The sequence below is a fragment of the Streptomyces sp. NBC_01750 genome, assembly GCF_035918095.1.
Lineage (GTDB): Bacteria > Actinomycetota > Actinomycetes > Streptomycetales > Streptomycetaceae > Streptomyces.
Genome location: NZ_CP109137.1, coordinates 7,403,470 through 7,427,261, shown reverse-complemented (window position 1 = coordinate 7,427,261; position 23,792 = coordinate 7,403,470). Strand labels below are relative to the sequence as shown.

Annotated in this window: 19 protein-coding genes, 1 tRNA gene and 1 pseudogene; 6 read left to right on the top strand and 15 right to left on the bottom strand. The window is 69.1% G+C overall.

Translation table 11 applies throughout. The annotated features are described in order from the left end of the window. Window positions 1–28: 28 nt before the first annotated feature. The 11 genes from OG966_RS33520 to OG966_RS33470 all read right to left on the bottom strand — a co-directional run bounded on the left by OG966_RS33520 (window position 29) and on the right by OG966_RS33470 (window position 13,239). Window positions 29–1,429 carry a DUF6177 family protein gene (locus OG966_RS33520; protein WP_326653788.1) on the bottom strand — a complete coding sequence of 467 codons (1,401 nt, stop codon included), beginning with the start codon at window positions 1,427–1,429 and terminating at the stop codon, window positions 29–31. Continuing rightward, window positions 1,426–5,418, bottom strand: a complete 3,993-nt coding sequence (eccCa, locus tag OG966_RS33515) for a type VII secretion protein EccCa (protein ID WP_326653787.1) — start codon at window positions 5,416–5,418, stop codon at window positions 1,426–1,428. The genes OG966_RS33520 and eccCa overlap by 4 nt, the downstream gene beginning before the upstream one ends. Further along, window positions 5,415–6,338, bottom strand: a complete 924-nt coding sequence (locus OG966_RS33510) for a type VII secretion protein (RefSeq protein WP_326653786.1) — start codon at window positions 6,336–6,338, stop codon at window positions 5,415–5,417. Before OG966_RS33510 ends, eccCa begins: the two co-directional genes overlap by 4 nt. Before the next feature lie 246 nt (window positions 6,339–6,584). Further along, window positions 6,585–7,916, bottom strand: coding sequence for a type VII secretion integral membrane protein EccD (gene eccD / locus OG966_RS33505; RefSeq protein WP_326653785.1), 1,332 nt, complete (start codon window positions 7,914–7,916; stop codon window positions 6,585–6,587). Window positions 7,917–7,962: 46 nt separating this feature from the next. Then, window positions 7,963–8,235, bottom strand: coding sequence for a hypothetical protein (locus tag OG966_RS33500; protein WP_326653784.1), 273 nt, complete (start codon window positions 8,233–8,235; stop codon window positions 7,963–7,965). A 116-nt stretch (window positions 8,236–8,351) separates the two neighbouring features. Beyond that, window positions 8,352–9,218, bottom strand: a complete 867-nt coding sequence (locus tag OG966_RS33495) for an immunity 49 family protein (protein WP_326653783.1) — start codon at window positions 9,216–9,218, stop codon at window positions 8,352–8,354. Window positions 9,219–9,233: 15 nt separating this feature from the next. After that, window positions 9,234–11,669 carry a hypothetical protein gene (locus OG966_RS33490; protein ID WP_326653782.1) on the bottom strand — a complete coding sequence of 812 codons (2,436 nt, stop codon included), beginning with the start codon at window positions 11,667–11,669 and terminating at the stop codon, window positions 9,234–9,236. A gap of 2 nt (window positions 11,670–11,671) precedes the next feature. Further along, entirely contained in the window at window positions 11,672–12,061 is a 390-nt protein-coding gene (locus OG966_RS33485) for a DUF6507 family protein (RefSeq protein ID WP_326653781.1), read from the bottom strand. A gap of 52 nt (window positions 12,062–12,113) precedes the next feature. Beyond that, the gene (locus tag OG966_RS33480; RefSeq protein WP_326653780.1) at window positions 12,114–12,425 is read right to left on the bottom strand and encodes a pore-forming ESAT-6 family protein; all 312 of its coding nucleotides are present in this window, start codon (window positions 12,423–12,425) and stop codon (window positions 12,114–12,116) included. An 11-nt stretch (window positions 12,426–12,436) separates the two neighbouring features. Then, on the bottom strand, window positions 12,437–12,769 hold the full coding sequence (locus OG966_RS33475) for a hypothetical protein (protein ID WP_326653779.1): 333 nt from the start codon (window positions 12,767–12,769) through the stop codon (window positions 12,437–12,439). 164 nt (window positions 12,770–12,933) lie between these two features. Next, a complete protein-coding gene (locus OG966_RS33470; protein ID WP_326653778.1) occupies window positions 12,934–13,239 on the bottom strand; it encodes a hypothetical protein in 306 nt (101 codons plus the stop codon). Between the two features lie 66 nt (window positions 13,240–13,305). Here OG966_RS33470 and OG966_RS33465 point away from each other — a divergent pair, with 66 nt between their 5' ends. From OG966_RS33465 to OG966_RS33450, 4 genes and pseudogenes are all read left to right on the top strand, one after another. Then, complete coding sequence (locus OG966_RS33465; RefSeq protein WP_326653777.1) at window positions 13,306–14,283, top strand: TRM11 family SAM-dependent methyltransferase; 978 nt, start codon at window positions 13,306–13,308, stop codon at window positions 14,281–14,283. Continuing rightward, window positions 14,252–14,779 (top strand): annotated as a pseudogene (locus tag OG966_RS40990) (DNA cytosine methyltransferase); the annotation flags it as partial. The gene OG966_RS33465 and the pseudogene OG966_RS40990, both read left to right, overlap by 32 nt. A gap of 474 nt (window positions 14,780–15,253) precedes the next feature. Beyond that, on the top strand, window positions 15,254–15,517 hold the full coding sequence (locus OG966_RS33455) for a hypothetical protein (protein ID WP_326653775.1): 264 nt from the start codon (window positions 15,254–15,256) through the stop codon (window positions 15,515–15,517). Window positions 15,518–15,712: 195 nt separating this feature from the next. Continuing rightward, window positions 15,713–17,479, top strand: coding sequence for a recombinase family protein (locus OG966_RS33450; protein WP_326653774.1), 1,767 nt, complete (start codon window positions 15,713–15,715; stop codon window positions 17,477–17,479). On the opposite strand, the gene OG966_RS33445 is transcribed toward OG966_RS33450, so the two are convergent. The 3 genes from OG966_RS33445 to OG966_RS33435 all read right to left on the bottom strand — a co-directional run bounded on the left by OG966_RS33445 (window position 17,461) and on the right by OG966_RS33435 (window position 20,275). After that, window positions 17,461–17,545: transfer RNA gene (locus OG966_RS33445), tRNA-Leu, on the bottom strand. The genes OG966_RS33450 and OG966_RS33445 overlap by 19 nt on opposite strands. 685 nt (window positions 17,546–18,230) lie before the next feature. After that, entirely contained in the window at window positions 18,231–19,157 is a 927-nt protein-coding gene (bla, locus tag OG966_RS33440; protein WP_326653773.1) for a class A beta-lactamase, read from the bottom strand. A 560-nt stretch (window positions 19,158–19,717) separates the two neighbouring features. Further along, window positions 19,718–20,275: a hemerythrin domain-containing protein gene (locus tag OG966_RS33435; protein ID WP_326655482.1), complete on the bottom strand. Its 558-nt coding sequence runs from the start codon at window positions 20,273–20,275 to the stop codon at window positions 19,718–19,720. A 175-nt stretch (window positions 20,276–20,450) separates the two neighbouring features. On the opposite strand from OG966_RS33435, the gene OG966_RS33430 reads away from it, so the two are divergent. Both OG966_RS33430 and OG966_RS33425 read left to right on the top strand, forming a co-directional pair. Beyond that, window positions 20,451–20,675 carry a DUF7489 domain-containing protein gene (locus OG966_RS33430; RefSeq protein ID WP_326653771.1) on the top strand — a complete coding sequence of 75 codons (225 nt, stop codon included), beginning with the start codon at window positions 20,451–20,453 and terminating at the stop codon, window positions 20,673–20,675. 260 nt (window positions 20,676–20,935) lie between these two features. Continuing rightward, window positions 20,936–22,237 carry a DUF2254 domain-containing protein gene (locus OG966_RS33425; RefSeq protein ID WP_326653770.1) on the top strand — a complete coding sequence of 434 codons (1,302 nt, stop codon included), beginning with the start codon at window positions 20,936–20,938 and terminating at the stop codon, window positions 22,235–22,237. A 4-nt stretch (window positions 22,238–22,241) separates the two neighbouring features. On the opposite strand, the gene OG966_RS33420 is transcribed toward OG966_RS33425, so the two are convergent. Further along, the gene (locus OG966_RS33420; protein WP_326653769.1) at window positions 22,242–23,783 is read right to left on the bottom strand and encodes an aldehyde dehydrogenase family protein; all 1,542 of its coding nucleotides are present in this window, start codon (window positions 23,781–23,783) and stop codon (window positions 22,242–22,244) included. Window positions 23,784–23,792: the final 9 nt, after the last annotated feature.

The window sequence follows — 23,792 nt, the reverse complement described above, 5'->3', positions numbered from 1 at the left end:
GCGGCGGGTGAGGGACTCCAGAATCCTGTCACTTCTCCCGGGCGGCCGTGAGGTGGGTCGTGAGCTGTTGGAGGGCGCCCCAGGTGGTCGCGCTGTCGCCGAGGGGGTAGTGCAGGGCGGGCGCTGCGGTGGGGCCGAGCTGTATGGGGTGCAGGTTCAGGGGTGGGCGACTGGCGTGGGCGAACCCGATGTCGCTGACGGGACCGGCGCCCAGAGTGAAGGTGACCGGGACCGGTGGCTTCTCGAAGTGCGGGGGGACAGTGAGGTCGCGGCGCCCCGGGCGGAGGGAGGTGAGCATCGAGGTCAGGTTGTGCCTGCTCACGAGCACCTCGGCGAGGGGCTGGATGGTGTCGAGGGGCGGGGTTTCGACGGGGCCGTAGCCGAGGGCGAGGGTGATGTCTTCTTCGACTCCGGCGGTGGTGCGGGTGATGCGCTGGGTGGCGATGGCGGGGCGGTCGGGGTGGCCGACGGCGATCAGCCAGGTCGGGCGGGGGGCCCGGGTGCGGGCCAGGTCGGTCAGCTGGCGTGTTGACCAGGGGAGGTTGACGGGTTCGGCGGTGCTCCAGCCCGTTGGGGGCGCGCCGGTGAGTTGTTGCCAGGTGGTTTCCAGGGCGCCGCCCAGCAGCAGGCCCGCGTCCGGGGCGTGCTGTGTGCGCAGGGAGACGATCAGCTGGCGGTCACCGGACACGGGCTGCTCGGTGAAGGCGGGGACCGGGCCGGGATGCGTACGGATGGGGGTGAAGGCGCCGTTGTGCCAGCGGAGTGCGGCGCCGGAGAGGCCGTCGTAGTAGCCATGCTCGGGGTCCTGGACGATCCAGCGGTTGGGGTGGCCCTGGAGTGCGGTGCGGGTGGGGACGGTGAGGCGAGTCGTGTGGGGGGTGACGATCTGCAGCGCGCGGCTGGTGGTGGCTGCGGTGCGCAGGGCGTCGGAGAGCCAGCTGCTCATGGCGACGACGGGCCGGTCCTGGATGACCACGGCAGCCTGATCGGTGAGGACGTCAATGCCAGGAGGCGAGGTGTCCGTTGCCGGGGCTTGGGCGTTGTCGGAGGTGAGCGGGACGATATCAGTGGTCACGGGGCCGGGGGGCCAAGTGGTGCCGCCCAGGACGGAGACGAGTCGGCCGGCGAAGGCGCGGGCGAGGGATTCGGCGTCGGGGACGGCGGTGGTGGACCGCGTCTCGGTCCACCAGAACGGACCTTGGGCGTCATCGATGGCCGTGCCGAGGAGGCGTGAGGCCTCGCCGGGGACCTGGACGAAGATGGGGGCCTCCACTGAGATGAGGGGATGTCCGCCGGGTGCGCGGAGCTGGACGACCGCGCCGTCGCCCGCGGAGTCCACCCGCACGTCGGGGCCGCCCGCGTAGAGACCCGCAAGCAACGTACGGATGTCCGGCATCGTGGGCGTGAGGGCGATGACGTCTTTGGTCACAGAGTGGGTTCCTGGTCTGCGAGAGCGGTCTGGATGAGCTGGTGGGGGCGGCCGCGCCGGACCAGCACACCGCGGCCCGGCGGCTGGGCGGATGCGTACAGGCCGGGGAAGAGCTGGCCCTCGGTGCGGTCCCCGGTCATGACCAGGGCCGCGGTGCCGGTCTCGCGCAGGGCGGTGAGGAACGGTTCGTACATGGCGCGGGAGGAGCCGGCGGTGCGGCGGGCGACGACGAAGTGCAGGCCGATGTCCTGGGCGGAGGAGATGTAGGGCAGGAACGGGGCCAGCGGCTGCTGGCTGGCGGTGGTGAGGATGTCGTAGTCGTCGACGAGGATCACGATGCGGGGGCCGGTGAAGCCTGAGTGGTCTGCCAGCGCGTCGAAGTCCACGCTCCCGTCCGGCAGCCGCTTTTCCAGTTCGGCGGCGATGCCGGTGGCCAGCGCCGCGGCGAGTTTCGCGTTGTGGGCGTAACCGCCGCGATACGGCTCGGGGACGACGGCGCGCAGTCCCCGGCGTGGGTCGAAGACGGCGAAGACCAGTTCGTCTTCGCTGTAGCGGGCGGTGAATTGCCGGGCTATGAGCCCCAGCAGGTTGGTCTTGCCGCATTCGTTGTCGCCGAGGATCAGCAGGTGCTGGTCCTGCTCGAACAGGTGCAGCAGGACGGGTGCGAGGGTGTCCTGGTCGACGCCGATCGGGATCTTCTTCGGCTCGGCGGCCACCGACGGGAGTCGCTGTGCGGGCAAGTGGGTGGGCAATACCCGTACGGGGGCGGCGAGGTGGCCGTTCCAGGTGGCGCGAATGGTGCGGGCCGCGTCTTCCAGTGCCGGGCCGAGGCCGTCGGCGGTGGGGACGGTATCGATGCGGGGCAGGGCGGCCTGGGCGAAGAGTTTGCCACCGGTGAGGGCGCGGCCGGGGGTGTCGGGGCTGAGGGTCTCGGAGAGTTTACGGTCGATGGAGGAGTCGGTCGGGTCGTTGAGCCGGAGCTCCAGCTGGGTGCCGAACAGGGACTGGGTGGCGATGCGGACGTCGTTCCAGCGGAGCATGCCCGCGACGATGTGGATGCCGTAGCCGCTGCCGCGCTTGAGGAGATCCACCACCGCGTCGTCGAGATCCGCGAACTCGTCGCGCAGAGCACCGAATCCGTCGATGAACAGGACGATGTCGGTGGCGCCGAGCTCGGGAAGTCCGCCCTGGGCGCGCAGGTGGCGGAGCTGGTCGAGGGAGTCGATGCTGTGCGTGCGGAAGGCTTCTTCACGGGCGCTCAGCATGGCGCGGACCTCGGCGACGGTGCGGGCCGCGCGTTCGCGGTCGGCGCGGCCGGCGATGCCGCCCACATGCGGCAGACCCGCCAGGGCGGCAAGCCCGCCTCCCGACAGGTCCAGTCCGTAGAGAGCGACTTCGGTCGCTGTGTGGGTGAGGGACAGGGAGAGCGCGAGGGTGCGCAGCAGGGTGGTCTTGCCGGACTGCGGGCCGCCGATGACCGCTATGTGGCCACCGGCCACGGTGAGGTCGAGGATCCACTGGCCCTGCGACTGGCGGCCTGGATCGTCGAGCAGCCCCAGGGGTACTCGCATGGTGCCCGCCCGGCGGGTCAGCTGCATGCCGCGTTCGGAAACGTCAAGGGGGCCTGCGGCCGCGTCCAGGGAGATCGCGTGCGGCAGCGGGGGCAGCCAGATGCGGCGTACCGGCTCGGCGGCGTCGCGAAGTTGGTCGACCAGGGTCGACATCACGGTCGGTCCGGTCTCGCGTTCTCGCATCGCGGGCGCGTCGACCGCTGCATCCGAAGCGTCCGCCTGCGTAGGGGAGTTGAAGGCGGGATAGGACAGGGCGAGCGGTCGCTCTTCCGCAGATTCGGGCAGGGCAGGTCCTCGGTAGGCGCCGGAGACGTAACCCGCCTTGAAGCGTTCGTATGTCGAGGTGTCGACCTTGAGGTAGCCGAAGCCCGGCAGTGGCGGCAGGTGGAAGGCGTCTGTGGTCTCCAGGACCGTGCGGGACTCATCGGCGGAGAAGGTGCGCAGGCCGAGCCGGTAGGAGAGGTAGGTGTCCAGGCCCTTGAGCTTGCCGCCCTCGATGCGCTGGCTGGACAGGAGCAGGTGTACGCCGATGGAGCGTCCGATACGGCCGATGGAGAGGAACAGGTCGATGAAGTCGGGTTTGGCGGTGAGGAGTTCGCCGAACTCGTCGATGACGACGAACAGGTGTGGGAGCGGCTCCAGTTCGGGGCGCTGGGCGCGCAAGGCTGCGTAATGTCCGATGTCGGCGACGTTGCCGGCGTCCTTGAGTACTTGCTGGCGGCGCTTGACCTCGCCGGCGAGGCTGGTGTGGACGCGTTCGACGAGCCCGGCCTGGTTCTCCAGGTTGGTGATCACTCCGGCGACGTGGGGCAGGCCGGCGAAGGGGGCAAAGGTCGCCCCGCCCTTGTAGTCGACCAGGACCATCGCCAGATCCTCCGGCGGGTGGGCGGCCATCAGGGCCAGGACCAGGGTGCGCAGGAGTTCGCTTTTGCCGGAGCCGGTCGCGCCCACACACAGGCCGTGCGGGCCCATGCCGAGTTCTGAGGACTCTTTCAGGTCCAGCAGTACCGGTTCGTGGCGGTCGTTGAGGCCGATGGGTACGCGCAGGAAATCCCGTTCGCTGCGGGGCGCCCACAGCTCACCGAGGTCGAGGGCGGCCGGGTCATCGATACCGAGCAGGGCCGGGAAGTCGATGGGGCCGGACACCGGGGTGCCCTCGGCCACTGACTCGGCTGACAGACGCAGGGGGGCCAGCATCCGGGCGATGCCCTCGGCCCCGGCAATGCCGATGTTGTCCGACGTGCCGGAGGTAGTGGGGGCATCGGGGGTACGCAGGTCCTCGACCACGACCTGGTCGCCGTCGACCGTGATCCGCACCGTCACCTGGTCGGGTTCGTGCACCTGATGCTCCAGCAGATGCAGCACGGTCACACCCATGTCCGTGAGGCCAACTGCCACGTCGGGGCGGGGCAGTTCATCGGCGTTCTGCCCGTACTCGTCGCTGACGACCAGGAGCCGGTCGATGAGCGCGAGCGCGTTTCTGTCGGACAGCCCGCGCCGCACCTCGGCCGCGTACGAGGCGCGCTGCCGCAGATCCGGTCCGATGAACCGCGCCAGCTGCGGCAGACTCGGTGCGATACGGCGCGCCGCGACCGGCCCGTCGTCCGTCTGCGTATCCAGGATGTGGGGCAGCCACTTGACCCACTCCCACTCCTCAAGCCGCTCGCCGGGCACGCCGAGCGCGAGTGCCAGGTCGTCGGGCGCGTGGGTGACGGCGGCCTGGATCAGCAGGGCGCGGGCGACGCGTAGCACGCCCTCCCGGTCCCCGACGATGCTGACATTCCCGGCCCGGTCCAGGGGGAGGGTCAGGGGGAAGTCGGTGGTCGTGGTGAACCGGGCCACCAGCGCCCGCGCCTCGTTTAGCATGAACGGATCCGGCGGGGTGAGGACACCCCCGGTGCTGTTGCGCCCCACCGACAACTCCTGGGTGAGCACGTTCCCGGTGCCGATACGCACCCGCAGGAAATCGGAATCGCTTCGACGCCGCTCCCACAGCCGTGCCGGATCCTGCACCAGGTCGTACAAGGCCTGCGGTGGTGGATTGAGCAGCCGCGCGTGCCGCCTCAGCTCCCGCTCCCCGCTGCCCAGTTCTTCGCGCTGCTCCTCCAGATACTCAAGGTAGCGCTCGCGCTGAGTGCGGCGGGTGCGCTGGGCCTTGCCGCGCTGGGACAGAAACAGCGCCACGGCACCGAGCAGCGCGACGACGAGGACGATGGCGCCCAGGCCGGCGAACTGGCTGTTGCGGATCACGGTCATCATCACGACCGAGCTGAGGACACCGGCCATCGGCAGCAGCGCGGTCGCGGGGGTGCCGATCTTTCCCTCGGGAAGGTTCGGCGGCGGCTCGACCGTATGGGCCTGGGGCGGGGCGAGGGGCCGGGTGGAGCGGGCCGGGCGGTGGATGAGCTGCTGGGTCATCGCACGCGTACCGCCCGTTCCATCGCCTCGGCGGCCAGCCGCATGGCTGACTGCCGGACGGCCTCGCCCAGTTGTGCGGTGTGGATGGGGCCTCCCTGGGCCAGATGCCGGTCATAGGGCAGCGGCACGACCGTGACGCCGGTCTCCCGCAGATGGGCGGTGGCCGCCTTGAGATCAAGCGTCATGTCCGGAGAGTGGGAAGTGAGGGCGACCACTGTGGTGGCGAGCGCCGAGTGCGGCAGCTGGGCCAGCCAGTCGAGCACCAGGCGGGTGCCGCCGACGCCTTCCGCGGTCATCGGGGCGACCACGATCCGCGCGTGCGCGGTATCCATCGCGGTGCGGGCCACCTCCCCCGGCAGGCTCTCGCAGTCCACCACCGTCACCGCGAAGTAGCGTCGCAAGGCGAGGGTCACCGTCCGGTACGTCGGCATGTCCAGCGGTGCGCCGACGCGCCCCTGGCTCGCTGGCAGCAGCCACCCCCCATCCGCCACCGGGACCAGGTACCCGGTGATATCGGTCAACTGCATGGCCGGGGTGAGAATTTCCGCGAGCTCCCGGCACGACCAGCGCACCGACTCGGCCCCGAGCCGCACCGGCAATGTGCCGAGCGCTGCGTCCGCCTCCAGGGCGAGAACGGGGTCGTGCCGGTAGTGGTTGAAGGTACGGGCAAGCAGCGCGGAGGCGGTGGTCTTGCCGACCCCGCCGCGGATCGCGGTGACGGCGATGACCCGCCCGGTTGTCACCGGCTGCTGGATCTCCCGGGCAAGGTGCGACCGGGCGGTCACATCCTGCGAGGCGGACGCGGCGAGCTTGCGCAGCGAGCGCCCGGTGCGGCGGGTCAGTGAATCCCCGTGCTGGGCGCGGCCCAGGGCAATGGCCAGCCGCGGATCCACGGTCGGTACGGACTCGGGGGTGGTCATCGGGAGCCGGGGCGCCGAGGAGGCGCGCGGCGCAGGTGATGGGGTGCTCGGGTCAGGCGTGCGATACGCGGGCCGTGCCTGGGCCGGTCCCGATACGGGTTCGGGTGACAGAGGCGGCACGGCGGCCCCGACTTCCGGTCCCGCGCTCTCTGCCGGGCCCCCTGCGGCGGGCATCACTGGGGCTGTCTGCTGTTCCAACTCCCGCACCAAATCCCGCTGCCAGTCGCCCTGCCCCATGCCCGACCCCTACTCGAAGGTGCCGAGCAGACGCCCGTACACACCGAACACCCCGAGCAGCAGCGGGAACAGAGCGATCACGCCGACCGACTCCACCGCATCCCCGAACCGCCGCAGCCGCACCCTGACATGCTCGGCCGGCTGCACGGACAGCATGACTAGCGGCATGACGACCAGTGCCACCAGAAGTACCAGGGCCGCCACTGTCCCTGAATGCTCCAGCCACACCCAGGCCAGCCGCCCGGTCACCGCAGCCGCGGCCACCAGCAGCGCCACCACCTCGGCGACCAGCGGGAACGCCCGTGCCCGCAGCGCCAGTACGACACCGAGGACCACCGCGAGCGAAACCGTCCACACGGTCGGCTCGCGCAGCACCAGAACCCCGGCCATGGCCGCGGAGAGCGCCAGGACAATGGTGGCGAGTGCCAGCCCGCGATGGGTGGCTGCCAGCGCGGTCGACACCTCATACCGGCTCACCGAAGCCCCGCCCGAACGCCGGTCATCCAGCCCCGACAACCCCGAAGACATCAACGCGAGCCGGGGCAACAATCCCAGCAGCATCGCCGACACGACAGCGAGCACCGTACCTGTACGTGCCTGCCCCATGGCTGTTCCGGCTCCCGACTGCGCCGCGAGGGCGATTTCCCAGCAGACCGTGGTCACGGTCACCGCTCCGGCGCCGGCAATCCCGCCCCGCCCGAGCGGCGAGACCCAGCCGAGCAGTAGCAACGCCACAGCCACAGACCCGGCCACGCCCGCGAGCCGCAACCCGCCCTGCCAGCCGTGCGCGTCTGCGAGGGTCCAAGCGCCGAGCACCCCGAGTGCCCCGCCCATGACAAGGAGAGGGGTGGCCAGCGCGCCCCGACCGGCCTTCCCCAGCAGGGCCCCGACCAGCGCAGCCACCGTGGCGACGGCCACGAGCGCACCACCCACAGTCGGCAGCTCGAACTCGCCGCGGGCCAGCACACCGGCGGCCAGCGCCCACAGCACGGCAGCCGTTCCGGCCACCACCCGCCGCGCCGCGGGCCGCCACCGCCAGGCTCGTACATCCAGATCATCCGCAGCCTCATCGGTGACGTCATGCACGACCGGCGCCGACGGCGCATCCTCCGCCCGCACCAGCCGCAGCACCGCACCATCTGGCACACCCGCCGACTCCAGCGTGGCGTCATCGGCCAGCGCCGAACCGTCCGCCCTCACGAGATGCCGCAACTGCGGCCGGGCCGAGGTCTGATCGTCCAGGACCCGGATCACTTCGGGCAGCAGCAGACCGACCGGCTCCCGGGAAGGCAGTACGAGATCCACCCGCCGCCGCTCGCCGACCAGAGTGACCCGACTCAACGCTGTACGGCTCAACGATCCCGCAGATATCACGCGTTCGAACCTATCATCGAGAAGAAGACGCCTTACTGGGCGCGGAAGTCTGCTGCACCGAGGGCCCGTACGGACTCTTCCCGATGAGCCGATGCGAAACGAACGACCACCCCACACAACCCGCACACAGCACAGCCGCGATCACAATCCCGGCAAACGCCTTGCCGAGCCGCTCATCCAACGACCGCCGCTGGCGCTGCCCACCGAACAGCAGGGCATCCCGCAACCGCCGACGCCGAACGGACACCGACTCCAGCAGCTGGCTGTCGTAATCCTGGGCTGACATGCCTCAATTCCGAATCGATGACGTCGAGAGACCCATAACGACGATCGTCGTCTTCCGCCCGCCTACCACCACACGTGCCACGTTCTGGCTCCCGAGACGGGTATGTCTCTGACTCATCAGGTGGGGAATTCGCCGACCCATGTGCGCTCCAAGAGATGCTTGGACAGGTACTCGGACTCGACTTCGACTGGGATGTCCGCGTCAAAGGCCATGCAGGCGATGGCCAGAGGGCCGAGAGCCACCAGCCCCTCGCTACTCTTGGACCGGGCCTCATCGCCAGTCCAGTACTCGCGGTGCCAGGTGAGCGCTTCTGCCAGGGCGGCGTTGAACGGGGCCGGCTCTTGCCGCTGGTACCGATGGAAGACTTCCAGCGGCGGGTAGAGGATCTTCAGCATGAGTTCGGCACTAGCGATATGGGGGGCCGCAGGGTCCGTGCCGTTGATGGCGGTGACCAGTGTGTCCCAGGCCTCCCGACGGCCGAACCAGGCATTCTGCAGGGTCTCCACCCATGCGTAGATGTACTCGTCAAACTCCACACCGGATGCGCGAAGGAACGGGACGGGCACACGGGCCAGTTGATCGAGGCGTTCGTTCTCCCGGCAGATCGCTGCCAGGTAGTAAGCGGTGAGCCAGTTGCCCGCGTGCAGGTATTCTTTCGGGCCGGTCGCGGGAAGATTCTTGATCTCCCCCTTGCTCCCGATACGGCACTGGACGGGCCCATCCGCAGCCGCCCCCGAGATGAACAGGCCCGAGCCGACCTGCATCGCGGTAACCCATGCCTCCCACGTCGAGAACTCCCCAGCCAGGGGATCCGCCAGGCAATTCCACTTGGCGACGGTGAGTGAATAGTCCAGAGCGTCAAAACGGTCGAACTCTGACGTCTCAAGTTCAGAGAGAGCCTCTTCGGCGCTCTGGACGATCGGTGCCATGGCTTCAGCCACGTTGTCCACGGGGAAGTCGTGCCGGGGAATGCGGGTGACCACGTGCCCCCCTCTCTCTCAGTAGATGTGCATATGTTCCACTACAGCGCCAGCATAGAGGGAACCGTCGGGCTCCTTAGCCTTGACCAAGACATACTTCAACTTCCCTGCCTTCAGTGCATTCCGGAACTCCCGCGCAAGCACGGCATCACGACCGCCACGTTTCGTCATCTCGGCCATGATGGTCCGCAGGTACAGAAGCGTCCCCTGCTTCACCCTCATGCCCGCAGCTCCGCCGTCGTCACCGAGGTGCGGATGGACGGGGTCCTCGGGGTCGGCGCGCCCCTGACGCCAGTCGAGGTCGTTCCCAGGCGCCTTGTCCTCGACGATCAGGATTCCATCGTCCTCGATCCTGTACGCCCCGTCGAACATATTGGCCCCGTTGGGCGTCTTCGGAAGCTCAATTACCGTGGCGCCCGGGAACTCGTGCGGAATCGCGTGGAGCCTGGAGGCTCGCTCGCCCAGTTCCTCGGAGATCTTACTGTTGGGCGGTACATCACCAAGCTGCTTGGCGTACGCATCTTGAGCAGCGGTGAGGGCCTCCTGATGGGGCGCGGAGGGCGTCGACTCAAACGCCTTCTGCGCGTTCATGAGGTCCCGATAGACCTGACGATTCGCCGCCGATCTGTCGAGCGTGGGCAGAACGTCATCCGGCGCAGTGCCTCGCGCGAGCGGCTTCGCACCGAACCGGACTTCGGACGGGCCGCTCGGCATATTGTGTTTGGCGATCCAGCGTCCCTGCGGATCTTTCACGAGCTGAGGGAGCTCAACCCCTTCCACCAGCCCGACGTTGGGCTTCCGTCGACCGAGGGTGTCGTAGTGCTCCTTCAACCAGGCAGGGTCTTCGTTAGCCTTCCGGATGTGCTCGTCCTGGATCCGCTTGCGTTCCGCAGCGGTGAATTCGCGCTCGCCGCCGGTACCGTCGTGGGCTGAACCGTGTCCCCCTCCCGAACCACCACGCCCAGACGTACCCGCGGGGCTGTCGGTCGTCCACCCGCGCCCACCGTGCTCCGACTGACCGGCCGTGCCGCCGCTGCGAGGGCGCACGGCGCCGCTCTCATGGGCGGCTGGAGGCGGGAGGGGGCCATGCGTCTGGGGGGTGGCGCCGTGCGCGTGAGCGCCGACGACAGCGGGTTCTCTGCGTGTGGGGTTGGTCTCCGGTGTCGTTGCCATGTCGGCTGGCTTCTCCGCATGCGGCGCCGCCGTGTTGACCTTCCCGTCGGCGCCGACGGGGATGAACTTGCCGTCCTTGATGAGGACTTTGGAGCCGTCGGGGAGTTCGATGACGCTGTGCAGACGCTGCGAGCTGGCGGTGGTGTCGAAGACGTTACGGATCCCGGCCGTGACCTCGGACAGCTTGGGCAGAGCACTGATCGCCTTCCCCCCGACCGTGAGACCAGCTGAGAGCGGGTCTAGGTAGGTGCCGACCTTGGAGGCCGTACCGGCTGCCTTGGCGAGCGCGCCGGCCTCGCCTCCCTTGGCCGCCACTGCGGCCGGCCCCGCGCCCAGGGTGAGGAGGTTGAAGGTGACGGTCGCCGACGCGCGGGCGGGGTTCTCGCCCCACATGTCCCAGGCGACCAGGCCCTTGCCGAAATCCTTGGCAGCGTGCTTCTGCCGGACCTCGTCAGCGCTCTCCTCGTCCGGGCCGATCGTATGGTCCATGACCCAGTCGTAGGGCTTGGCGGTGTACTGGCCGATGCCCCCGACCATGTCCCAGATGTGGCCCCAGGCGTCGCTGGTGTCTTCCGGGCCTATACCGACCAGGGTCCCCAGGCCCTTGATGCCGCCCCAGATGTTGTCGACGACCAGCCCGTCCCACACGTAGCTCTTGGCCCAGTAACCGACCTCCCAGGCGTGGTGGGACTCGGATTCGGGCGTGCCCCAGGGCAGTTCCTTTGCATGCTTGAGGGCTTCGAGGCCGTAGCCGTACATCACCGACTTGTCGTTGACGGTGTGGCTGCCGTCGTCGACCACGAACCGCGGACCGCCCACGAGCGCCGAGATCTTGCCGGCGGCTCTGCGCTCGGCGTCCCGAAAAGCGCTCTCCGCAGCGCTCACGCCATCGATGAGCTTCTGATGGCGGTCGATCTTGTCCTCGTCGTACGTCCAGTCGTCGTCGCCCGCGACACTGTCGACGAACGCGAGGGCATCCGCCTTGAGATGGGCCAGCTGCTTGGCCAGCGGCCGGGCCTCGATGGAGAAGGTGTCCAGTGCGTCGGCCACCGTCTCCAGCTTCGTCGCGAACGCCTCGGCCTTGTCCATGACCGGACGTGTGGTGTCGAACAGCTGGGTGTCCTCGGGCGCCTTGTAGACGCCGGCCAGTGCCTGAAAGCGGGAATGCACGTCCTTGCCGCCGTTGCGGACGCCGATGGCATCACTGCGCAGTGCGGAGACGTCCTTCTCCAGCTGGTCGAGGTTGCCGACGAACTGGGGTATGCCAGACGGCTCGATCATCGCTACTTCTTCCCGCCCTGCGAGCCATCCGGCTTGGGCAGTTTGACCTCCGGCGCGGCCAGGGCGAGATGCTCCGCGTTCGCGGCATGCTCAAGATCCCCAGCAACGTAGTACGCGGTGGCCTCACGCGCGCCGTTCACGGACTTCGCCGCACGCGCCCCGAGAAACAGCACATCGACAGCCGTCTTCTCGACGAACAGCGCCAGTGCCGCCCCGATCGGACCGGTCGGCGTCGGCCCGCAGTACGCCTCACTTATCGTGCCCGCCGAGCTTGCCGCGCTGTCGATGTTCGTCCCGTACGACTTGGCGCTCTTGGCCACGTCGTCCATCGCCAGCCCGACCAGCGACGTCACCGACGAGACCCCGGACGGCGAGATGTCCCACCCCGACATGCCAATCCCCCATTTGCTGTTCTGCCCCCGTTACCCTCGCCCGCCGATTCGGTCAGCCGATGGCGTCGACCGCAGCCTTGGCCTTGGCCAGCGTCGACTGCGCCGTGCCGTCGTTCTGCTCCAGCGTCGTGCGTACGAGTCGGATGATCTCCCGTACCTGGTGCGCCGCCTTGTTCCAGCGGATTTCCTTGCCGTGGTACTCGTCGGAGACCCCGTCGGCCTGGAACTCGGTCATCGCGGCCTTCACCGCACGGTCCCGATCGCCTAGCACGGCCTCCAGCTGCCCGACGATCCCGTGCAGCCCGCCCTGCACCTCGGTGGAGGCGCCGGTGTCGTAGCTGAGCCGGTCCAGGTTCTGCCCCATGCTTAATCCCCCTATCGCCCGGAGAACCGGGCCGCGTCGAAATTCGCCCCAGCCATGCTCTGGTGGGCGTTGGACTCTTGCTCCTGGTCGCCGGTGCCGAACGCGGTGTTCATGCCGGACTGCCCGCCAAGGATGTCGTGCAGCGAACCGTTCAGATCCGCAGTGATCTCGTCCGCATGAATCTTGAAGGTGTCGAACGCGACCTTCCCGGCCCCGTTGAACTTCCCCTCCAGCGGCTCCGCCGCCGCGATCAACTGCCGGATCAGCGTGCCCAGATCAGTACCGGACCCCTCCGTGGCCTTGCCGAGGTCGGACAGCGTCGTACTGCCCATGTCGAACTTCATGCACCCACCCCCGAATCGTCGTATGCGTAGCGGCCGGGCATCCGTCGCTGTGTGCACAAGTGCCCCGCGCGCCCCACTGCGCAGAACTCATGTGTATCGAAAGCATGTTGCATACGCAATGAGGTTCAGCGCCTATTGACAGGAATCCGGCCACGTGTGTGTGGTCAGGGCAGCGGATCGTGGTCGATCAGCTTGAGTAGGTTGAGAAGCTGCTTTGTTGCGGCGAGGGCTTCGGTCTTCTCCTCGGGAGCGTCAACATCCCAGTGGGCCAGCTCGTTGCGGTAGTCCTTGACGACCGTGACACGGTGGACCATGTCCTGCTGCTCGTACGGCCATCTCAGCTTGACCCAGCAGGCGGCGTCGTTCAGGACAGCCGGGTACTGGCCGAGCGTGAGCTTCTTGCCTTTCATGCGCGCGTCACGCACCCCCGCCCCCTTGGGGAGTTCGTCGGCGGTGAAGTGGTCGGTCATGCGGCGCAGTCGGCGTTCCCCTGTCCGCGATCACCCACGCGTAGGCCAAGGCAGAGGAGAACCGTCGTGCCCTCCCCCCTCTCGGTGTGGAACACCGCCCCCACCTCCGCTCCCGCCCAGCGCGCTGACCGCTACGTGCCTGGCTCCGCCGCCCACCCCGCCAAGATGCTCCCGCAGATCGCCGCCCACGCCATCACCGCCTACTCCCGCCCCGGGGACCTGGTCCTGGACCCCATGTGCGGCATCGGCACCACCCTCGTCGAGGCCATCCGCCTTGGCCGTCACGCCCTCGGTACCGAGTACGAGGCGCGCTGGGCCGACGTGGCCCGCGACAACGTCATCCACACCCTGCAGGCAACCGGACGCGGCAGCGGACACGTCGCGTGCGGCGACGCCCGCCGACTCACCGAGCTCATCGACGAACGCCACCACGGCAAGATCGCCCTCGTCGTCACCTCACCGCCGTACGGCAACTCGGTGCACGGACAGGTCCGCTCCACTCGCGAGACCGGCGAGCGCGGCGTGCTCAAGAAGGACTACCGCTACAGCCACGACCCCTCCAACCTGGCCCACGTCTCCACCGACCGGCTCCTGGACGCCTTCACCGAGATCCTCACCCAGTGCCGACGCGTCCTGCGCCCCGGCGGCACCGTGGTCGTCACCACCCGCCCCTGGCGCGAGCGCGGCGAACTCGTCGACCTGCCCTCCGCGGTCCTCGCCGCCGGCCAGGTGGCCGGACTCATCGCCGCCGAACGCTGCGTCGCCCTCCTCGCGGGCATCCGCGACAGTCAGCTCATCGCCCGCCCGTCGTTCTTCCAGATGAAGAACGTCCGCGACGCCCGCCGCCAGGGCATCCCCCTCGCGGTAGTCCAGCACGAGGACGTACTCGTCTTCACCCGACCCGGACAGCACACCGGTACGAGAGACGCGAGATGGACGACGGGCGAGCCGAGGTGCACGGCCAGGGCCGCCTGCAGGCCGGCAACCCCGGCTGCCGTCCACTCCCGCACCTGTGCCCGAAGGGGCCGCTGTGGCGGTCACTGACCTACCGATCGGCAGCCTGTTCTCCGGAGTCGGCGGCCTGGACCTGGGCGTCCAGGCCGCACTCGGCGGCCACATCGCCTGGCACGCCGAGACCGACCCACACGCCGCCCAAGTCCTCGCCCGCCACTGGCAGGTGCCCAACCTGGGCGATGTACAGGCCATCGACTGGCACCAGACCGAGCCCGTGTGCGTCCTCACCGCCGGCTTCCCCTGCCAGGACCTCTCGGTCGCCGGACCCCGCACCGGACTGGCCACCGGCACCCGATCCGGCCTGTGGCGCCATGTCGTCGACGCCATCGAAGCCCTCAACCCCTGCCTGGTGGTGATCGAGAATGTCCGCGGCCTGCTCTCCACCCGAGCCGGAACCCACGCCCTTCGCCACCTGGAACCCTGCCCGCGGTGTCTGGGAGACCTATCCGATCAACCCTGCATGCGGGCACTGGGCGTGCTACTCGCGGACCTGGCCGACCTCGGGTACGACGCGAGCTGGACATGCGTACGCGCCTGTGACGTCGGCGCCCCGCACCGTCGCGAGCGCGTCTTCCTCACCGCCTGGCCCACAACACCACGGCTGCGAGCTGCTGTTGAAGACGCCGACGTCGAATCTGGGCCGCAACGGCGGCTCTCAGCATCCCGACAAACGGAAGGCCGGAGGTCACGGCCCCACCCTGGCCGACGAGGTAGAGCACCTCTTGCCCACCCCGAAAGCCAGCGACGGTGCCAAGGGCTCACCGAACCAGCGACACGGCGACGGCAGCCTCACCCTTGCCTCCACAGCGGCAGCGCTCACCGCTCCGAACGTCACGATCACGGAGACCGAGCGCCTGTTGCCCACCCCGACCTCATCCGACGGAGTCGGCGGTGCGGGCACGACCCCGAAACGCCAGGGCGGCATGAACCTGCGAACAGCCGTCACTCACCTTCCCACTGGTGGGGCGCCTACCGGCCCGCCATCCACAGATGGGAGCGCGTGACCGGAAGGGCCGCACCCTGTCCCACTCAGCCCGGCACGCGGCGCCTGTCTGCCGCATTCGTCGAGTGGATGATGGGCCTCACCGGTCACGTCACCGGCACCCCGGAACTCTCCCGCGCTGCCCAGCTCCGTCTCCTCGGCATCAGCGTCGTCCCCCAGCAAGCTGACCACGCCCTCAATACCCTGCTGGCCAGGGCCGGCGATTGCGCTCCCGGCCGCCAGGAGATCGCGCGGGACCGCTGCCCGGGGGCCAGCCCATGAGTCCACGTCACCACTGCGAGGAAGCAGCCGCTGGCTTTCAGGTCGTCCTCCCCGGGCAGGGCCCCGAGCTGACCCCGTCGGCTGCCGCAGTGCTTCTTCGCATGGTGAGGCGTCATCTCGCACGGACTGGCTCTCTTCCAAGAGCTGAGCTATCCCTGGACGACCACATCGGCCACCAACAGGAAGAACACCACGGTGACGCCCCACGATGACCTCCCCTCCTGGCTGCTTGCCTGGAACCAGACCCTGCCCGTTCCACCTGCAGCCGTGGGCCGCGGCCTGAGATTCGCCTTCTACGGGCGGGTGTCCACCGAAGACCAGCAGGACCCCGAGGCGTCGCGTCTGTGCCAGCTCGGCCGGGCCCGCACCCTCATCGAGCCGATCGGGGGCATCATCACCGCCGAATACTTCGACATCGGCGAGACCCGCGCCCTGCCCTGGAAACGGCGGCCGAGGGCCTCGGCGCTCCTGGCCGCGTTGGCCGACCCTCGGCGCGGCTTCGACGCCGTCGTGATCGGTGAACCGCAACGTGCTTTCTACGGAACGCAGTTCGGTAACACGTTCCCGCTCTTCACTCACTACGGCGTCATGCTGTGGGTGCCGGAAGTCGGCGGAGCCATCGACCCAGACAACGAAGCACACGACCTGATCATGTCCGTCTTCGGCGGCATGTCGACGGGCGAGCGCAACCGCATCAAGATCCGTGTGCATTCCGCCATGGCTTCGCAGACCCTCATCGAGGGCCGCTACCTCGGCGGACGCCCTCCTTACGGCTACCGGCTCGTTGACCTGGGCCCGCACCCCAACCCCGGCAAGGCCGCCACCGGCAGGCGTCTGCACGGCCTGGAACCCGACCCTGTGGCCGCTCCCGTCGTCGTACGGATCTTCACCGAGTACCTGTGCGGGCTCGGGATCTTCGCCATCGCCGAAGGCCTGACCCGCGACCAGATCCCCAGCCCCTCCGCACACGACCAGGCCCGCAACTCGCACCGCGACACACGGGCCTGGTCCAAGAGCGCCGTCCGCGCGATCCTCACCAACCCCCGCTACACCGGCCGACAGGTCTGGAACCGACAGCACAAACACGAAAGTCTGCTGGACATCGAGGACGTCACCCTCGGCTACACCACCACGCTGCGCTGGAACAGCAAAGACAAATGGCTCGTCTCCCAGCGCATCGCGCACACCCCCCTCATCGACGACGAGACCTTCGCCCAGGCCCAGGACATCCTCGCCTCCCGCACCCGCACCGGACCCGCCCACGGAGTCAAACGAACCCAGAACCTCTACGTCCTGCGGGGTGCACTCACCCACGCCGTGTGCGGGCGCAAAATGCAAGGGCACTGGGCGCACGACGAGGCGTACTACCGATGCCGCTTCCCTGAGGAGTACGCCCTCGCCAACCACATCCAGCACCCCCGCAACGTCTACCTGCGGGAGACGTGGATCCTCCCACCGCTCGACGACTGGCTGAGCAAAGTGTTCCTGCCGCACCGCCTCGACGACACCATCGACCTGATGGCCGGTGCCGCGCCGCGCCCCCTCGCCAGCGATGAAAAAAGTACCGCTGAAGCCGCCCGGACAGTGATCGCCGACTGCGACGCCAAGCTCGCTACCCACCGCGCAGCGCTCGAAGCCGGCGCCGACCCCGCCCTCGTCACCCAATGGATCGCCGAGACACAGGCCCGCAAAGCCCGCGCCGTAGCCGAACTGCGCACCGCGACCCATGGCCCCGGCTCACGGATGCCCCGTGACGAGATCGCCCGGCTCGTACGCTCCATCAGCGACCTGGCCGCCGTCGTACGCCAAGCGGAAGCCGCGGACAAGGCGGAGATCTACCGGCAGCTCGGGCTCGCCCTCACCTACGACTCCGGGAAACAGAAAGTGCTGGTCGAGATGAATCTCAACCAGCACTCTGGGGCAACCCGTGGGCTACCAGTCGGTGTCCGAGGGGGGACTTGAACCCCCACGCCCGATAAAGGGCACTAGCACCTCAAGCTAGCGCGTCTGCCATTCCGCCACCCGGACTAGGTGATCGGCCCCGGTTTCCCGCGGCGACGTGGACAACAATACCAGGGCTTCGACGTGCCCCTCACCTGCATATCCGGTGGTCAGTGGGGGCAAGCGGAGCCGATCGGGGCCCGCGGGCTCCGCCGCCTCCCCCTCCGCACGGTGTGTATCCGTGCCCACACAAAGGGTGATACCGCCGTCGCTGCATGGGTGCTCGCAGCCATCGAGGGCACGAACGCTCTCGCAGCTCGTGAGCATCCGCGGGACACCTTCTGGTCGGCCCCGGCTACCGGGCCGGCCCCGTCCGTCGCGCTGTGCTTGGCGGCCCAACCGCTGGATACCGAGATCCTCCGGTACCTCCAGCACGAGCGCCGGGGTCGGCCGTCAGTCGCTCCCGCGGTCTTCCTGGCGTCGGCCGCCGGTGATCAGCCATGTTCCGCCGACTATCAGCGTGCGAAGAGCGCCAGGCCCGCGCCCTCCTGCGGCCACCCCGCTCCCGCGACGGTGATCACTTCGAACATACAGGCCTGAAAGGGGAGTTGAGCGCCGAGGCCGGCCGCCCCGGAGCACCTCGCGGCCAGTGGACTGCGCGCGGCCGGGTCGCGTGACGTCGGCGGCGCAGGCGGACCGTCGCCGGCTGACCTCTTCTGCCACTGGACGGCTGGGAGGTGGACGCCGAGCATCCCGGTGTCGCGGTTCCTGGTCAGCTCAAAGCTGCGGCCAGAATTCCGGCCGTCTTGGCGACCAGGGGGTTGTCGGCGGGGGCGTCCCGGTCGGGCTTGGTGGTCATGACGGCCAGGACGACCGGTGGGCGGCCTGGAGGCCAAGCGATTCCGGCGTTGTTGTTGCCGCCGTAGCTGCCGCCGGCGGTCTTGTCGGCGACCCTCCAGTCGGCGGGAAGCCCGGCTCGGAATCGCTCACCGCTGGTGGTGTTGGCGAGCAGCCAGTCGGTGAGCAGCCGGCGGTCGCAGGGGACGAGTGCGTCGCCCAGGACGAGGCGGGCGTAGGTCCGCCCGATGGCGCGAGGTGTGGTGGTGTCCGTCTCGCGCCATGGCTCCGCCGAGTTCAGCTCGGGCTCCCAGCGATCGAGGCGGGTGACCGGGTCTCCGACGGAGCGGCAGAAGCGGGTGATGGCGGTGGGGCCGCCCAGTTCGCGGAGGAGGAGGTTGGCCGCGGTGTTGTCGCTGTGTGTGATGGAGTACGCGCACAGCTCGGCGACCGTCATCCCGTGGGCGAGGTTCTCGGGCCGGCCGGTGATCGGCGAGTGGCCGGAGTCCTTGACATCCTTCGCGGTATAGCGGATGCGGCGGGCCAGGAACTCACCGTCGCGGTCCAGGTCCCGCAGGACCGCCGCCGCGCCGATGGTCTTGAACAGGGAGCACATGGGGAAGCTTTCGTCCGCCCGGTACACCACCCTGCGTCCCGTGGCGGTGTCATGGGCGTAGGCGCCGAGCCGGGCGGAGTGCTCCCGCTCCAGGGCGCGCAACTGCCGGGTGACCCGGGCCGCGCCGGGCGCGGCTAAGGCCGCGTGCGCCGGGGTTACCCGGGATACGGCGGCCAGAGCTGCCCCGGCCCCGGCCCCGGTGGCCAGGATCGTCCGTCGGGTCGGGCGAGCTCCGATAGGTCGCATAGTCGTGTGCCTTTCCTTCGTGCGGCAGTTCGTGCGGCAGAACGTCTGGCATGACGTCACTTCCGGCCCAACTGGTTGCAATGACCTCATCAACCGCGCGCAGTGGGCCCTTGAGCCGCTTCCGCGCGCTGTCGGGGAACGTCGGCGGCCGGGGTACCATTCGACTCGCGGCCACCACCTTCACGGACCGTCTTCAACACGGCCAACCGGTTCTCCGCGCGGCGGTTCGCGACCGTCTGATCTCCCACAACTCCCGCACCCGACGCGACGCTACCTCCGTACTGCTGCCCTGACCGAGGCGCGACAAGGTCGTCCGCCCGGTTCCCCGTGGCGGACGGCCTGCGTCGTGGTGTTCAGAGATCAAGATCGGCGGCGGCAACGTAAGCGTCCTGGGCCGCTGGACGACACCGGCCGGGGCCGGCGGCGGGATTCGAACCCGCGTTGCTCTCTTGACAGGAGAAGTAGCCGCAGCCTGCGCACCTGAACGAGGCCCACCGTAGCCGGGGCCGATGAGCCGAGCACCTGAATTACGCCGCGACGCCCACCCACAAGCGGTGCGGTTACTCGCCGCGGCGGGCGAAGAAGTCGCGGACGCGGTCGACCAGCCCGGCTCCCGGCGCAAGGAGCTTGTTGGCGGGCGGCGCGTCGGGAGTGTCCGGGCGCGGTCGCGCGGGGGCGAGCCTCTTCGCCGATCGGACCTTGTCTCCGAGCCGTTCCAACTCGCCGGGCGTGCAGGCGGCTTGCAGCTGGACGAAGAGGTGGGTCTCCTCATCCCTGACGTGAGCTTCCACCTCGGTCCTGAGTTGCGCGAGCAGGTAGTTGAACTCGGGATCAGCGGCGTCACGCCCCTCCAGGTCCTTGAGCAGCTCCTCGACTCGTCCGTGGTCGGCGATCTCCTTGTCGGCGAGCGTGTTGCCGTCCTGCAGATGCCTGCGTACCGCGGGATACAGGTACTCCTCCTCCGCGACGGAGTGCCGGACCAGTTCGATGGTCAGCTGGTCCGTGAGATTCCTGCGCTCCGGGCTGCCGGGCTCGGCCCGTTCGATCTGGTCGAAAAGGTCATCCACCTCGCGGTGGTCGGTGGTCAGTTCGTTGATGACATCTCCGCCGTGGGCCATGGCCCGTCCCTCGTCTCTTCCCGTGTGACCAATCAGGTCAGCCATGACACGGGTTCCCGAGGGTGGCAGCGGATAACAGTTCCCGGCTCCCCTTGGGCCGGGCGGCATACACAGGAGATGTACCCGGGGCGCACCCGCGGCGCTGCCGTCCGAGCTGTGGGGCATCGTCGGCCAAGTGAGCCGGAAGGTAGAGAGCGCGTACGCCGGTGAGGTCGTTGGGCTGTCGACGCGGGACGTCATACTGACCTCCGGCATGCGTCATGAGCACCTGTTGACGATCCGTGCCGACCACGGCCAGGAGATCAACGTGGAGGTCGCCTCCTGGGTGTACTCGTCGTTCGCCGTCGGCGACCGCATCGTCAAGCAGGCCGGGGCACGTTGGCCCAGACAGGCCGCATAGCACTCCTGTCCCAGTGGCCATTCCGGCTCACCCATCGCCCAGCTCACCCGCGTCAGTGGACCACCACTCGGACCAGGGCCGAACGGGTGTGGCGGAGAACCTGGCGCCGTAACAGCGGTTCAAGGTGCCCCTCATCCGTATATCCGGTGGTCAGTGAGGTGCGGCCGACTCGTTCGCGGCGGGCTCGACCACATCTCCGCACCCCGCTCACGGCCTGTTGCGGCCTGCGCCGGCACAGTGCAGGACGTACCTTCGCGTGCGTGAGTGATCGCCGCTATCGACCGCCCCGCGCGCTCTCGCTGCTGCGCGAGCATCTGCGGGACACCTTCTGGTTCGCGCCGGCCGCCGGGCTGCTGTGCGCCTTGGCGCTGTGGTGGGGGGCCTCCGCGCTGGATACGCAGATCATCGCGTATCTGCAGCGCGAGCAGGCATACGAAGCGATCAGCGACCTCATCTCGATCGCCGACGACAGCAAGACCATCGTGACGACGGTCAGCTCCGCGATGATGACCTTCATCGGTGTCGTCTTCAGCATCTCGCTGGTCGCCGTCCAGATGGCGAGTGGCCAGCTCACCCCGCGGGTCGTGCGGATCTTCGTCAGAAGCCGGATCAGCAAGCTGACGCTGACCGTGTTCCTGGCGACCTTTCTGTTCTCGCTGCTGGTGCTGACCTCGTACGAGAGCGAGACCGATCCCAAGCTGGTCACCTCGGTGCCGCTCGTGCAGAGCCTGCTGACCATGGCGATGGTCGGGCTGAGTCTGCTGCTCTTCATCGCCTATGTGAGCGCCATGCTGCGGCTGATGCAGGTCGGGCCGGTCGTCGACCACATCGCCCGGGAGTCCTTCCATATGCTGCGCAGGCAGCCGGCCGGCGGCCAGGACATGGCGCCGCTCGCTCCCGAGACCGCGTGGGTCGCGCATCATGGGCGGGCGGGCGTGCTGCGGGATGTGAACGTCGCGCGGTTGGTACGGGTGGCCGGGCGGCACGGCGTCGTGCTGCGGCTGATTCCGCGGATCGGGGACTACGTGGTGCCCGGGATGCCGGTGCTGGCCGTGCACGGGGAGGGTTGGCCGCGACAGGCGCTCAGGTCCGCCGTGTCCGTGGGGGTGGAACGTTCCTTTCACCAGGATCTCGGGTTCGGGCTGCGGCAGCTGTCGGACATCGCGCTGCGCGCGCTGTCGCCCGCCGTGAACGATCCGACGACCGCCGTGCAGTGCCTGGACCGGATCGTGCAGTTTCTGGCGGCGGTGGTGAGGATGCCGCTCGGGGCGGTGCAGCACCGGGACCGGCAGGGCGACGTGCGCCTGGTGCAGGACGTGCCCGGGTGGACCGATCTGGTGGATCTTGGGCTGGCGGAGGTACGGCTCTACGCGCCGGGGCATCCGCAGGTGACCCGGCGGCTGGTGGCCGGGATCGACGATCTCTTGCTGCTCACGCCCCAGGAGCGGAGAGAGCCGCTGCTCAGGCACCGCACGCTGCTGGTTCAGGCCGTGGAGCGCACGGTGCCCGAGGCGGCCGAGCGCGCGTTCGCGCTGGAGCCCGACCGCCAGGGCATCGGCTAGGCGGTCACGCCATCAGGTGGTAGTCGGGGAAGTTGCCCGGCAGACGCTCTCCCGCCGGGCCGTCCGTCACAGCCCGGATCAGTAGCTCGCCGCCGACGAACGCGCCCCGCCAGGACGCCCCGAAACCGCCGAACAGCTCGTCGCGGTCACCGCGCGAGCGCGGCTTTCCGTGGCCGACCTTGAAGGCGCGGATCTGCGGGGCGAGTCGCTCGTACGTCGCCGGGTCGTCGGTCGACAGCGTCGCGACGAGCGCGCCGTTGGAGGCGTTCATCGCGGCGAGCAGTTCCGCCTCGGTGTCGACCAGGACGATCGTGTCGACCGGGCCGAACGGTTCCGCGTGGTGCAGTGGCGAGGACGGCGGCGGGCCCAGGAGGGTGACCGGCGGGAGGTAGGCGGAAGTGTCCTGGCCCGGCAGGAAACGGCCTTCCGCCAGGGTGCCCCGGTGCAGGGGCACGGCCCCGCGGTCGATCGCCTCGGCGACCTGGTCGCCCAGTTCCTTCGCCTTCGCCGCGTTGATCAGGGGGCCGAAGTCCAGGGTGGGCAGCGGGTCGTCGGGGTGCTCGACCGCCAGCGGGTGACCCGTACGGACGGAACGTACGGCGGGCAGGTAGGCCGCGAGGAAGTCGGCGAACAGCTCGCGCTGGACCACGAAGCGCGGATACGCCGTGCACCGCTGCTTGCCGTAGTCGAAGAGCTTGGGGATCACCGCGGTGAGCGCGTCCCAGTCGCTGTGGTTCCAGATGCCCCAGGTGTTCAGGCCCTCCTGTTCCAGGATGTGGCGCTTGCCGAGGTCGGCCACGGCGGTGGCGATACGGGCTCCGGTGTCGCGGCCGCCGACGAAGGAGACGCAGCCGATCTCCGGGGAGCGGACCAGGGCCTCGGAGAGCTCGCCCCCGCTGCCGCTGACCAGGGTGATCGGGATACCTTCACGGGCGGCGAGAGCGGAGGCCAGGGTGAGGCAGGCGACACCGCCGTCGGTCGGGGTCTTCGCGATCACCGCGTTCCCGGCCAGGGCCTGCGCGAGCATCGCGTGGACCAGGACGGACATCGGGTAGTTCCAGCTGGCGATGTTGGAGACCGGGCCCGGCAGAGGCGCACGCCCATCGAGCATCGACTCGGCACCGTCGACGTACCAGCGCACTCCGTCGATCGCACGGTCGACATCGGCCTGTGCGAGCCGCCACGGCTTGCCGATCTCCCAGACCAGGAGCAGGGCGAGCAGTTCGCGGTGTTCGGTGAGGGAGTCGAGGGTGGCGGCGACGCGCGCCCTGCGCTCGCTGAGAGGAACGTGTCGCCAGGTCCGGTGCTGGTCGAGTGAGGCGCGTACCGCCTGCTGCGCGGTTGCCTCGTCCAGGCGCGGCGGTCCCGCGACAGGGCTGCCGTCGACCGGGCTGGTTGCGGGCAGGGGGCGGCCGTCGGCCTGCCACTGGGCGGCCCAGAGGTTCAGTACGCGGTCGTCACGGAAGGACTCGGGGGCGACGGCCAGGCAGCGCTGCCAGGCGTCGGCCCATGCGGTGCCGGGCTTGAGGGTGAGGATGGGTGCCATGGAAGGTCT